The sequence below is a fragment of the Clostridioides sp. ES-S-0001-03 genome, assembly GCF_020676075.1.
GTDB lineage: Bacteria > Bacillota > Clostridia > Peptostreptococcales > Peptostreptococcaceae > Clostridioides.
Map to the genome: position 1 here is coordinate 599,175 of NZ_JACVWJ010000001.1, position 13,300 is coordinate 612,474.

Annotated in this window: 12 protein-coding genes; 7 read left to right on the top strand and 5 right to left on the bottom strand. The window is 27.8% G+C overall.

Annotated elements, in window-relative coordinates; all coding sequences use genetic code 11:
* The first annotated feature begins 65 nt into the window (after positions 1–65).
* A complete protein-coding gene (locus tag IC174_RS02580; protein WP_227482089.1) occupies positions 66–923 on the top strand; it encodes a MerR family transcriptional regulator in 858 nt (285 codons plus the stop codon).
* A 277-nt stretch (positions 924–1,200) separates the two neighbouring features.
* Here IC174_RS02580 and IC174_RS02585 read toward each other — a convergent pair whose 3' ends face one another.
* Positions 1,201–2,562 (bottom strand): hypothetical protein, encoded by a 1,362-nt coding sequence (locus IC174_RS02585; protein WP_227482090.1) that lies wholly within the window; start codon positions 2,560–2,562, stop codon positions 1,201–1,203.
* Between the two features lie 263 nt (positions 2,563–2,825).
* On the opposite strand from IC174_RS02585, the gene IC174_RS02590 reads away from it, so the two are divergent.
* Genes IC174_RS02590 through IC174_RS02600 form a run of 3 tightly spaced genes read left to right on the top strand, consistent with a single transcriptional unit; the run spans position 2,826 to position 5,171 of the window.
* On the top strand, positions 2,826–3,998 hold the full coding sequence (locus IC174_RS02590; RefSeq protein ID WP_227482091.1) for a M20 family metallopeptidase: 1,173 nt from the start codon (positions 2,826–2,828) through the stop codon (positions 3,996–3,998).
* Between the two features lie 14 nt (positions 3,999–4,012).
* Entirely contained in the window at positions 4,013–4,660 is a 648-nt protein-coding gene (locus tag IC174_RS02595) for a nucleoside recognition domain-containing protein (RefSeq protein WP_227434411.1), read from the top strand.
* Between the two features lies 1 nt (position 4,661).
* Positions 4,662–5,171, top strand: coding sequence for a YjiG family protein (locus IC174_RS02600; RefSeq protein WP_227482092.1), 510 nt, complete (start codon positions 4,662–4,664; stop codon positions 5,169–5,171).
* A gap of 227 nt (positions 5,172–5,398) precedes the next feature.
* Here the strand turns inward: IC174_RS02600 and IC174_RS02605 are convergent, their stop codons facing one another.
* Positions 5,399–6,511 carry an alanine racemase gene (locus tag IC174_RS02605; protein WP_227434413.1) on the bottom strand — a complete coding sequence of 371 codons (1,113 nt, stop codon included), beginning with the start codon at positions 6,509–6,511 and terminating at the stop codon, positions 5,399–5,401.
* A gap of 340 nt (positions 6,512–6,851) precedes the next feature.
* On the opposite strand from IC174_RS02605, the gene IC174_RS02610 reads away from it, so the two are divergent.
* The 3 genes from IC174_RS02610 (at position 6,852) to IC174_RS02620 (ending at position 11,153) form a co-directional block, all read left to right on the top strand.
* The gene (locus tag IC174_RS02610) at positions 6,852–7,388 is read left to right on the top strand and encodes a dihydrofolate reductase family protein (RefSeq protein ID WP_227434414.1); all 537 of its coding nucleotides are present in this window, start codon (positions 6,852–6,854) and stop codon (positions 7,386–7,388) included.
* A 247-nt stretch (positions 7,389–7,635) separates the two neighbouring features.
* Positions 7,636–9,363 (top strand): ABC transporter ATP-binding protein, encoded by a 1,728-nt coding sequence (locus IC174_RS02615; protein WP_227482093.1) that lies wholly within the window; start codon positions 7,636–7,638, stop codon positions 9,361–9,363.
* Positions 9,363–11,153 (top strand): ABC transporter ATP-binding protein, encoded by a 1,791-nt coding sequence (locus IC174_RS02620; protein WP_227482094.1) that lies wholly within the window; start codon positions 9,363–9,365, stop codon positions 11,151–11,153. The genes IC174_RS02615 and IC174_RS02620 overlap by 1 nt, the downstream gene beginning before the upstream one ends.
* Positions 11,154–11,297: 144 nt before the next feature.
* On the opposite strand, the gene IC174_RS02625 is transcribed toward IC174_RS02620, so the two are convergent.
* From IC174_RS02625 to IC174_RS02635, 3 genes are all read right to left on the bottom strand, one after another.
* Positions 11,298–11,606, bottom strand: a complete 309-nt coding sequence (locus tag IC174_RS02625; protein WP_227434417.1) for a hypothetical protein — start codon at positions 11,604–11,606, stop codon at positions 11,298–11,300.
* 263 nt (positions 11,607–11,869) lie between these two features.
* Positions 11,870–12,418: an L-2-amino-thiazoline-4-carboxylic acid hydrolase gene (locus IC174_RS02630; protein WP_227434418.1), complete on the bottom strand. Its 549-nt coding sequence runs from the start codon at positions 12,416–12,418 to the stop codon at positions 11,870–11,872.
* Between the two features lie 100 nt (positions 12,419–12,518).
* Positions 12,519–13,190: a GntR family transcriptional regulator gene (locus IC174_RS02635; RefSeq protein WP_227434419.1), complete on the bottom strand. Its 672-nt coding sequence runs from the start codon at positions 13,188–13,190 to the stop codon at positions 12,519–12,521.
* Positions 13,191–13,300 lie beyond the last annotated feature (110 nt).

The following is a 13,300-nucleotide window of genomic DNA, read 5'->3' on the forward strand; positions in this document are numbered from 1 at the left end:
AGACTTAGAGTAATAAAAAAGAAAGATATTAGGTAATTCAATAAATCGAAAGGTGGTGTTTAAAAATGACAATTAAAGAAGTTGAAGAAAAAACTGGACTAACACGTTCTAATATTCGATTTTATGAGAAAGAAATGCTAATTCAGCCCATTCGTAATGAGAGTAATGGTTATAGAGAGTATTCAGATGAAAATATAGAGGACATCAAAAAAATTGCATATTTACGTACATTAGGGATTTCTATTGATGATATTCGTAATATTATACTTCAGCAAATATCTTTATATGAGATTGTTGAAAAACAGGAACAAGTTCTCAAAACTCAAATATATGATTTGGAAAATGCAAAAACTATGTGTGAAAAAATGCTTAAATTTAATGAACTAAGTTATCTAAATTTAAAAGTAGAAGAATATATAACTGAGATACCAGAATATTGGAATGAAAATAAACATACTTTAAAACTGGACTCTGTAAGTTTCTTATATATGTGGGGAGGAAATATTACATGGGGAATTATAACCATTGCTTGTTTACTGATTGCAATCATAGCATTTCCAAAACTGCCAACTCAAATTCCTGTGCAATGGAATAATGGTGTAGCCAATAGTGTAGATAAAAAATTTATTTATGCTTATCCAATTATTTGTGTTGTATTCAGATTTATTTTACGTCCATTTACATGTAGATGGTTACAAATACGAGCTTTCTATAGTGATACTATTGCAGATTATTTGACGAACTTTTTATGTTTTGTAGCTTTATCCGTAGAAGTATTTTTAATATTTTTTGTCTACAATATTGTCAAGAACGTTACAGTTATTCTTTTTGTAGATACCTGTGTATTTATGATTTTATTACTAGTAGGATGGAATAAAATATACCAAAAAACAAGCAACTCTCAAAAAATGAGTAAGGAGTGAACTTACTTTCCATAAAGAATTTAGGGTACGTGCTAAGGTACATTTTCCATGTTGATGAAGTAAGATAAAAGCAAAAGCTTACTTTAGCATCATTTGTTTAAATTTTGATAGCGAAATAAAAAAGAATGCCAGAGTTGATAAAAATATAGTGTTTATGAGGATTCTGGCATTTTGTATATTCATATTTAAAAACTTTGCTTATTGAGAATCAGTGGAAAATTATTATTTTTATTGGAAAAGCTAATAATTCAGACTTCAATCTCTACATGTTATCTCTCTACATATTATCTAAAAAAGCTAAGAAATCAACTTTGTATATTTTTCGTGGTCTACCTCTTTGATTATCCAGTTTTGTGTTTACAATAGTTGCAATACCAGCCTTATATAAGATACTTAGGATTCTATTTGCACTTCTAAGAGTTATATTCATATAGTCTGATAATATTTCTGCTGATACATTATTTGAATTTCTATCATTAATCATACTCATAATTTTAGATACATTTACATTAGATAAAGGAATGAAAGAAGCAACTTTATTAGCTATTGAACTTTCTTCCTGGTCATTAGAATTTTTATTTGAATATAAAGGTCCTATTATATTATTAGTGTCATTTACTATAAACGTACAATTTCCACCTAGAGAAGCTGATTTACTATTTGCCTGACGAGCGTTCTGTTCTGCATGAATATTTGTGTTGCCAATTCCCCAACCAATATTTAAGCTATACTTGATTTCTTTTAAGTCTTCTGAAATAAAAAATTCTGTATAATCCTTAGTCATATTATTTAGCATTTCTTTAGTAGTATGTATTTCTATTTTCATGTCATTTTTTTTGACTTGAACTCCATAGAACCCATTTCTTGATAAAGAATTTAAGATAGTATTGTATATTTGATTTTGTATCTCATCATTTTTAAATATTAGGTCATCATTTATATACTCTGAGCTATTTATTGTGACTATACAAGTTGCAGATTTATTTTTATCTAAATTTTTTAATGTTATTTCGTTTATTACAGATTTAAATGTGTTTAAGATTGATTCAGTAGATGGCACCATATAAATACAATCATATCCAAGTCTATTTAATTCACAATTAATTATATAATTTCTAGTAATAGAAAGGTTAATTTTATTATTTTTTAATAAATCTAAGTGTATCTCCAATAATTTATCATTTAATTTTTTAAAGTCATATACAGGTTGAGGAATATTGAAATCTCTAATTGTATATGGACAGTTTTTAGAATCTATCAATGAATAGATGTCATAATAGTTATTATCTTCTCTTAAAAAATCAATAAATGATTTTGTAAAATCAATCTCTCTTTTACTATTTAATAGTTTAAATAAGTATTTATAAAAATCTCTTTCATCAAGCTTTAAGAAACTTAATGGGACCTTTATATCCTCTATATTTATTATAAGCTCGCTATATGGAATTAGACCACTACAAACAAATCCATCAAAATTATCTACTTGTTCATTATATATATTTGGCAAATTACTAAAAGGATTTTCGCCTTTTAGTTCAATGTATGTAATTTCGCAAATATCTTTTAATTCTTCGAGAGCTTGTTTAAAGTTATCTGCCATAAAATAAGATGTTGTTAAAAAGCCAATCTTATATTTCATAAAACCTCCTTTAAAATTTCGAAAGTATTGTAACTAATTATCAATTTATAACCTCATTTTATAATAGTAGATAAAAAGCGTCAATTTATTTTACAAAGTAATAATTAAAAGAAAAATCAGAAAATAAAAAATATACTGAAAAAATGTTGACTGATGAAAATAATTGTGTTATTTTGTAATTAAGGACTAGTCTTTTAAAATTTCCTAAAGTATAAACTCAGCTTTTAGGAAAAAAATTTTATTCAAAAATAAAGGAGATTATTATGATTACATATTTAAAGGAGATTTCTAAATTTGTTGACGAGAATAGAGAAGAAATCATTTCACTGTGGAAAGAGATTGTTAATATTGAAAGCTATACAAACTGTAAAGAGAGTGTAAATAAATTGGCTGATAGATTAAAATGTGAGTTTGAAAAAGAAGGATTAGATTGTGATTTAATAGATGCTGGAAATAATGGAAGTACATTAATAGGTACACTTGGTTCTAATAGAAATAAGAAACCGATAATTTTTTCAGGGCATATGGATACTGTCTTTGAAATAGGTACATTTGGAGAAGATCCATTTAAAATAATGGAAGGAAAAGCATATGGGCCAGGTGTGTTAGATATGAAAGGTGGAATAGTAATTTCTTTATACGTTATCAAAGCTTTAAATAAGATAGGATACAAAGATAGACCAATAAAAATAGTCTTTTCAGGTGATGAAGAGATAGGACATAAGGATTCAAACGGAGGAGACATTATATTAAAAGAAGCAAAAGGTGGTCTATGTGCATTTAATATGGAAACTGGATTGGTAGATAATAGCTTATGTGTAGGTAGAAAAGGAAGAATCGGGTGTAATATAAATGTAAAAGGTGTAGAAACACATGCAGGAAATGATTTTGAAGGTGGAAGAAATGCAATAGAAGAAATGGCTAATAAGATATTACAAATACAAAAATTGACTAATCTTGAAGTTGGGACTACAGCAAGTGTAAGTATAATTAAAGGAGGAAGAGTATCAAATTCTATTCCTGAAGATTGTAGTATAGAAGTAGACCTTAGATTTGAAAAAGTAGAAGAAATGGAAAATGTTAAAAAAAGAATTCAAGAAATATGTGAAGATACTTACATAGAAGGAACCTCTACACATGTTGATTTTGTAAGTGAAATGATGCCATTTGAAACTACAGAGGATGTTATGAAGTTTCACCAATTTGTAAATACAGTATCAAAAGAAAATGGGTTTGGTGAAATAAATTCTAAGAGACTTGGAGGAAGTTCAGATGCTAGCTATTTAACTATTGCAAACGTTCCTGCGATATGTTCTTTTGGAGTAAAGGGAGAATGGAATCATACATCAAGAGAATATGCATTAGTAGATTCTATGTTTGAAAGGGTAAAATTGATTTCTACAATTGTTTTAAATTTAGATAAATTTGATATATAAAAGGGGGATTTTATATGGATACAACAGCTGGAGATAATAAGGTAACATGGAAAGGATATATGTCTTTATTTGTATTGATAATACTATTTTCTGGTATTTTTAAGGAGAGTCAAGGATTTCTAAAAGCTTTAGACTTTGCTAACTTAACTGGCTCATTTGGTACTATTTCAGATGGCGTAGACTTTATGGGAAAGGGTGGAACTGGTGCAAAGGATGGTTTTTTATTTGCACTTACTTTAATACCAACTGTGTGTTTTGCTGTAGGACTTATTGATGTAGTTGAATCTATGGGAGGGATGAAAGCTGCATCAAAAATATTTAATCCATTACTTAAACCTTTACTTGGGATACCTGGAATAGCGGGTATAGCATTTGTATCTTCATTTACTAGTTCAGATGTAGCCTCAATAATGACAAAAGAATTATGTGAAAGCGGAGAAATAACGGATGATGAAAGAACTATATTTGTAGCTTATCAATATGCTGGTTCAGCAGTTATATTAAATACAATAAATACTCAAGCTCCACTTTTGCCAATAGCATTATTGGCATTAGGTCCAATAATACTTATAGAGATATTCTGTAAGATACTTGGTGCCAATCTAGTTAGACTAATTATAAATATAAAAAATAAAAAGAATAAAAATAAGGAGGCTGCGTAATATGAGTCAACAAAATACTGGAAGTACAATTGTAAATAGTAAACCAAAAAAAACTGTTGTTGAAACATTTATGGGAGGCGCAAAAAAAGGTTTTTACATAGGTGTTGAACAAATATTGCCAGCCATGATAATGGGGTATGTAATAGTACAATTTCTACAATTGACTGGTCTAGTTGATATTTTAGGAAATGTTTTTGGTCCAGTAATGGGGATTTTTGGACTACCTGGAGAATCAGTCGTAGTTTTGATAGCGGCTTTCTTTGCTAAGGCAGCAGGAGCAGCTACAGCCGCAAATTTATTTGCACAAGGTATAATTACAGCATCACAAGCAACTATTTTGATTATGCCATGTATGTTAATGGGTACTCTAGTTGGTCATTACGCTAGAATAGTTCTTGTAGCTAATACTAGCACTAAGTATAGAATGTTACTATTAGCAGTTCCTATATTTGATGCAGTGGTAGGTATGTTGATAGTTAGAGTTTTACTTACTTTTATGGGATTAATGTAAAAATTAAATAAAACTAACATAATAATGTCATGATGATGTACTAATTAAAAAATGATATGTTAATTAAAAAAGAAGTTTACTAGTATAGTAGTAAACTTCTTTTAGATTTTCTATGTTTTTAGAGTTTTTTTTAAAACTTTCGATGTTTTGTTTTAATATCTTTAAATCAACAATAAATTAAATTCATTTTTAGTTAATATCAATATAAATTTATTATGATTTTATTTTTAAAGTACAATATGTTTTGAATTTTCTCGTATATCTACTTCAATGACTTTTTCTATTGTATCTCCTCTAAAGCCTAGTAAATTACTTGTTAAGTTTGCAGTAGAACAAGAGTGGTTAGGTATGATTCTTATCCTATCACCTATTTTTATATTAGTTTTTCCATTTACTTTAATTTTACCAACTTCTTCTGAAAGTGAATCAATAATAAGTTCTGGATGTCCACAAACTATACCATAGCCAACAATACTACTATTTCCATGAGCACCCTTATCTAGTCCAAGGCATTTACTTCCACAATCAACTAAATAATATCCATCACTATTTTTTGATATTACAGTACATACGACAGTAAGAGCACACATCTTTTCAGTAGCACATCCTAAAGCTATTTGTATAGCATCATAATATACATAGTTTCCAGGTCTTACAGCAGTGATAGTTTTAGAAGTGGCTTCAGTTTCAACTGTTGGAGTGCTTCCAGAAGCTACAATATCTATATTAAATCCATTATCAGTTAATAATTTAGATGCCTTTTCCATAGCAGAATTTTCTTGAACACAAACATCTGGTACACCTTCTGGAGAACTGCAACCGTATACTTGACCTGGATGTGAGCTTATTCCAACAATCTTTATACTTTCTAGTTTTGAAATTTCAATAGCAAGTTCTACTACTTTTTCTGGTTTAACACCAAAACGGTGTAATCCGCAATCTACAATAAGAAGTAGTTTACATTCAATTTTAGCTAGAGAAAAAGCCTTGCTGTAAGCTCTTGCACATTCTATATTATCTGTAGCACATATTAAATTTATTTTTGAAGCCATGGTTACTACCCTATTTATATTTGCATCTCCCATGTAAGGGTAAGCCAACATAATATCTTTAAAGCCAGCATTTATCAAAGCTTCAGCTTCATCAAGAGTTCCAACAAGAAATCCAGTAGCACCTGTATCTTTTTGAAGTTTTGCAATATATGTACTTTTATGAGTTTTAAGCATAGGCCAAAGCTGTTTGTTATTCTTTGTACAAATTTCTTGTATTGTATTTATATTTTCTTCTAACTGGTCTAAATCTAGTAAAAAGCTTGGTGTAGCAATTTCTGAAATTTTCATATTGTTTACCACCTTTCAATAAAAATAAAATCAATCACAGGTCTTAATTTTACGATATTAATAAATATTATGATAAGATTAATTTTATAATATAAATATCTTCTAATTATATTATAGAACCAGTATGAGGTTAGAGCAATATTTATTTAGATTAATTAGAATTTTCAATATATTTATTGGTTATCAAATTATGTAACTATTAAACTGTATATATAATAATGTTTTATTTTTGTGGTTTTACTTAAAACTGTTTGAGTTTTATTTAATAGGGTATTTTAAATAAGTAAAAATTTTATTTTAGCATAAAAAACTTATATTATAAATTTTGGAGGTAGCAAATATGAGAAAAGTGGTACTTTATATTGCAATGAGTTTAGATGGTTATATAGCAGAAGAAGATGGTAGTGTAGCTTTTTTAGATGAAGTAGCTTCAGATTCTCAACAAGAAGACTATAATACTTTTTATGATACAATTGATACAGTTATTATGGGAAATTCAACATATACACAAATAATAAATGAACTAAGCCCAAATGAATGGTTTTATAAAGGGAAAGAATGTTATGTGTATTCAAAGACTACTAGTGGAGTTAATGAAAATGTAAAGTATACCAATTTGGAACCTAAAAAACTAATTGAGCAAATTAGAGCAGAGAAAAATGGGAAAGATATCTGGATAATTGGAGGAAGTGAAATAGTAGAATTATTTACAAAAGATAATCTAATTGATGATTATTTTGTATATGTATTGCCAATAATATTAGGTAGAGGAATTCCATTATTTAAAGCTGGAATACAGAGAACAAACTTAAATCTTAAAAAGGTTAGTAATATAGAACAACTTGTAAAATTAGAATATAGTAAAAAACAAGTATAAAGTATGTGCTGGCTTGTTATCATTTTATAAAATAAAGTATTTAAAAACTTAAATTATATATGAATTGACATTACTTGTCAAATATGGTAACATATAAGCGACTTATCGGAGGGTGTATTAAAAAGAATATGCTGGAGAAGAGAGTGCACTAACTCTTTTCTCCTTTTTTTATAAAAGCAAGTATTCATAAGCTTGGCATTACTACATAATAATTACACTGTCTCAAAAATTAAGAAAGGAGTAGAATATGAAATTAATTTTAAATTATTTAAAAAATTATAAGTTATTAATAGCATTAAATATACTGGCTATATTTAGTTTTGCATTAGTTGAATTAGGTATACCAAGAATAATAGCTAAAATAATTGATAATGGTATTGCAAATCAAAACACAACTTACATAAAACAAATGGGAATAGTAATAGTTGTTATTTCTATTATAGGAGTTGTAGGTAGTGTATTATTGGGTTATTGTTCTGCAAAAATATCAACAGGAGTAACTAGAGATATAAGAAATGATATATTTAAAAAATCTCAAGAATTTTCACACACTGAATACAATAAATTTGGGATTTCTTCAATGATTACAAGAACTACAAATGATGCATTTCAAATTCAACAATTTGTAAATATACTTCTTAGAACAGCTTTATTAACTCCAGTCATGTTTATTATAAGTATAATCATGACAATTAGAACAAGTGTAGAGCTTTCTTTGGTATTAGCTATATCAGTTCCTTTTATAATTATTGGAGTAGCAGTAATAGCAAAAATTTCTCAATCAATATCGTCTAAACAACAAAAAGGACTGGATAAATTAAACCTTATATCAAGAGAAAATTTAACGGGAATAAGAGTAATCAGAGCATTTGGGAATGATGACTATGAGACAAAAAGATTTGAAGAAACAAATACATATTATGCCAATGTTTCTAAAAAATTGTTTAAGCTTATGTCAATTACTCAACCCGCATTCTTTTTATTATTAAATATAGCTGTTTTGGCTGTGTTTTGGATTTCAAGTGAAAAAATAAATATTGGAGAAATTCAAGTTGGACAATTGGTTGCATTTTTGGAATATCTTTTCCATGCTATGTTTTCAATTATGCTTTTTTCAATGGTATTTATCATGTATCCAAGAGCAGAAGTTTCAGCAAATAGAATAAAAGAAATTTTAGAAGAAGAACCACTTATAAAAAACCCTAAAAATGGAGTAAAAGATACTGAAAATAAAGGACTTATAGAATTTGACAATGTAACATTTACGTATCCAGATGGAGAAGCTTCTGTGCTTAAAGATATTTCGTTTACTGCAAAGACTGGTGAAACAGTTGCCTTTATAGGTAGTACTGGTAGTGGAAAAAGTACCTTAATTAACTTGATACCTAGATTTTATGATGTAACAGAAGGTAGTATTAAGATAAATGGAGTAGATATAAGGGAATATGACTTAAAGGCTTTAAGAAAAAAGATAGGGTTTATACCTCAGAAGGCATTGCTTTTTACTGGTAGTATAGCAAATAATATTAGATTTGGTAAAAATAAAGCAGGAACATCAGAATTAGAACATTCAGCCAAAGTTGCACAGGCATATGAGTTTATATCAAAAAAACCTAGAAAATTTGATGAATTAATTAGTGAAGGTGGAGCTAATGTATCTGGAGGTCAAAAGCAAAGACTTTCTATTGCCAGAGCTATTATAAGAAAACCTGAAATATATATATTTGATGATAGCTTCTCTGCATTAGATTTTAAGACTGATGCAATACTTCGTTCTAAGCTAAAAAAAGAAACAAAAGATGCAATTGTATTGATTGTTGCACAGAGAATTAGCTCAATTATTGATGCTGATAAAATTGTAGTACTAAATGAAGGACAAGTTGTTGGAATGGGAACTCATAAGGAATTATTGAAAAATTGTGAAATATACTATGAAATTGCAACATCTCAGTTGAAAAAGGAGGAATTGGAATAATGAAAAAGTCTAAAGGTTTTAAAAAAACAATTGGTAGACTTCTTCCATTTGTAAAGCAATATAAATTTTCATTTATTATAGCTATTATGTGTATAATTTTAGCAGCTACTATGAATGCAATTGCTCCTAAAACAGAGGGATTAATAATAACACAATTAACTAAAGATGTAATTCGTATAGCAAAAGGAATACCAGGAGCATCTGTGAATTTTAACTATGTAGTAAAAATTTTAGCACTCTTAGCATGTATATATGTTGCTAATGCAATTTTTACATATGCTTCAAGTTTTTTACTTACAAATGCTATTCAAAATACGATGAGAGACTTAAGAAATGAAGTAGAAAATAAGATAAGAAAACTGCCTATTAGTTACTTTGACAGCAATAGTTTTGGAGATGTACTAAGCCGTATATCAAATGATGTAGATACAATATCAAATGCCTTACAACAGAGTTTTATGCAAATTATTAACTCAATTTTAGTAATAATTTTGGCAATTTCTATGATGTTTACAATTAATGTATATATGGCATTTATAGCTCTTTTTATAATTCCAATTAGTTATTTTGTATCTAAGTTTATAGTAAAAAAATCACAAAAGCGATTTTCATTACAACAAAATGCTCTTGGAAAATTAAATGGAAAAGTACAAGAGATGTATACTGGATTTAATGAAATAAAATTATATGGTAAAGAAGAAGACTCTATAGAAGAATTTAAAAAAGTAAATCAAGAACTTTGTGAAAATGGATTTAAGGCACAATTTATATCAAGTATGATGAATCCAATGGTTTCATTAGTAACTTATTTTGGAATTGCAGCAGTAGCAGTAGTTGGTTCTATATATGCAGTGAGTGGAGGGATAACAGTTGGAAATTTACAAGCATTTGTACGTTACATATGGCAAATAAATCAGCCTCTTTCACAGATGACACAATTATCAACTGTAATACAATCTTCTTTTGCAGCAATAGAGCGTGTATTTGAAATTTTGGATGAAGAAGAGGAAACTCCTGATGTTGAAAATCCAGTTAAGATAGAAAATGTACAAGGAAATGTTACATTTGAACATGTGAATTTTGGATATGGAGAAAGTGAGACTTTAATAGAAGATTTAAATGTAGAAATAAAAAGTGGTCAAATGGTAGCTATTGTTGGTCCTACTGGAGCAGGTAAAACAACATTAATAAACTTATTGATGAGGTTTTATGATGTAAAGGGAGGAGCTATTAAAGTAGATGGAGTAGATATCAGAAATATGAGACGTGAAGATTTACGTTCAATGTTTGGAATGGTACTTCAAGATACATGGCTATTTAATGGTACTATTTTTGAAAATATAGAATATGGTAGATTTGGAGCTACTAAGGAAGAAATTATACAAGCAGCGAAAGTAGCAAATGTACATCACTTTATAACTACACTTCCAGATGGCTACAATATGTTTTTAAATGAAGAAGCATCTAATATATCGTTGGGAGAAAAACAACTTTTAACTATAGCTAGAGCTTTTATATCAGACCCTTCAATATTGATATTAGATGAGGCTACTAGCTCTGTTGATACTAGATTAGAATTGATGCTTCAAAAGGCAATGAGAAATCTTATGAATGGTAGAACTAGTTTTGTTATAGCACATAGACTTTCTACAATTCGTAATGCTGATTTGATTTTGGTTATGAATAATGGAAGTATTATAGAGCAAGGTAATCATGATGAACTAATGGAAAAAGGCGGATTTTATGAGAAGCTTTATAATAGCCAATTTGCAGATACAGAATCTGAATAGTAAAATATCTGCATGAATAATAGCTAAAATTTAAATTGATAATGTTAGAATTGAAAAGAGTATCAGCAAAGTTATTTTTTTATAAACTTACTGATACTCTTCATATTTAAGCTTAAAAATATTTATATTTGACAACTAATCTTGTTATATCTGATAGCTAGAATTGCAGTATTTTTCTTTTTTACCTTTTTGTTCTCTGACATATAATAACTCACTTAACTTATCGATGTAATAACAATCGTCACTTATGCGAATTAAACTAGTTAGATAATATCCGTCTTTACTTCGAGGAATTTTTTTGTTTATAGCTAAGTCAATAGCTGTCTTTGCTGCCTCAAAATGTTTTAAGTGTGTATGACCTTCTTCAAAATTCTTTCTAGTATTATAAACTACATAACCTTTTTTAACTTGAAAAACTATAAATTCTTTTTTTTCATATATTTTATTAAACATTTAATCAGCCTTTCTCAAGATAGTTTTATAGTATAACAATAGAAGCTTCTAAAAAATTTTATAAAGAGTATAAATATTATGTAAATTATAGACCTAAAGGCTATAATTTTATAAAGATAAATTTTTTATTACTTATATGTTAATTCATAGAAGTTAAAAGTAAATTATCTTTAAGTTAAACAAAAGTAAAATAAAAGACTAGTTATAATATTTATATGAAAAAGTACAAAATATAGTATAAAAATATAGAAAAATTAAATTATTTACTTGCAGTTTCTAGTTCCGTAAGTATATTTACCTTGAGATATATTATCATCATGAAAATATATTCTCTCACAAACTTTATCACCCCATAGAATATTTTTTGTTATTTTATGTGATGTATCTCCTGTAAATACCTCAGCAACAGTGGTATCAGTAACATCACAATAAAGGGATGCAAACTGCTTAAACCAAGGATTTTCTTCAAAGCGTGAAAGCCAGGAAGCTCCATAAGGACAGTGTAACTCTTCAAATTCAGGAACCCAACCTAAAAATGGAACATCAGTTATACTAGCAATATTGTCAGCAATCAATTCATCTCCATTTTCATTGGCTCTTTCTCTCATAGAAATAGCTCTTTCTTCTGATCTTTCAAACAAAACTTTTTTTAATATTTCAGCAGTTTTTTCATTTCCAAATTCCTCAACTAATACTTTGGTAAAATAAAAATATAAATCACCAAAATGTTTACAAGCCATACGAACTTCTTCAATAGCATAATCTTTGTCAATAGTTTCATTAGTTACAGTATCTTTGTTCAAAAAAATCACTCCTTAAAATAATAGTAGTTACATTATAATTATAGAGTATTTTTTATAAATAAGAAATTGATTTGAGATAAATAACATTTTAGTAAATGTAAATAGATTATTAAAATAATTTATTATTACAAAAATCTTCTAAATTGATGTATTTAGGAGTCTCCATATGAATAAGTGTTGTTTTGTAAATATCTTCAGTACATCCATTAGATATATTATTAAAAATATCTGTATGCTCTTTTAATGTTGTTTCTAGTCTTCCCTCATGTGATAATGAATCAAGAGCTAATTTTTTTATTCTGTACATATAGCTGTTGAACATCTTATCAAATTCAGTATTTTGAGCATATGAGACGATTGTTGTGTGAAATAAAGTATCATATTCTGCAAATGTGTTTAAATTCTTATCACTTGATACAATCTCTTTTTGTTTATCTAAAAGATACTTTAATTTATCTATAGTTTGAATTGCTCTAGGCTCTTTGTATTGGCTTGTAATCAAAAAAGTACAAAATCCTTCTATTGCAGAACGTATTTGAAATATCTCTACAATTTCATTGGCTGTGATTTGATGAATTTTAAAACCCTTACTTGGAATGATATCTATAAAACCATCTTGACTGAGTCTTTGAAGAGCATCTCTTATAGGAGTTCTTGAGATTCCTATTTCACTTGCAAGCTTTGTTTCAGAATATATTTCATTTTCTATTATTTCACCAGATAGTATTAATTCTTTTAAATAGTCATATGCTTGTTCTTGTAATCTTTTAAATGTAGCCATATTTTACCCCTCCTAAACAATGTAAAAATACAAAAACTTATATAATGTTAAGAATACAACATAGTAAAATTAAGGTCAATCCTTTGAAATTTAAATTATATATTGGATGA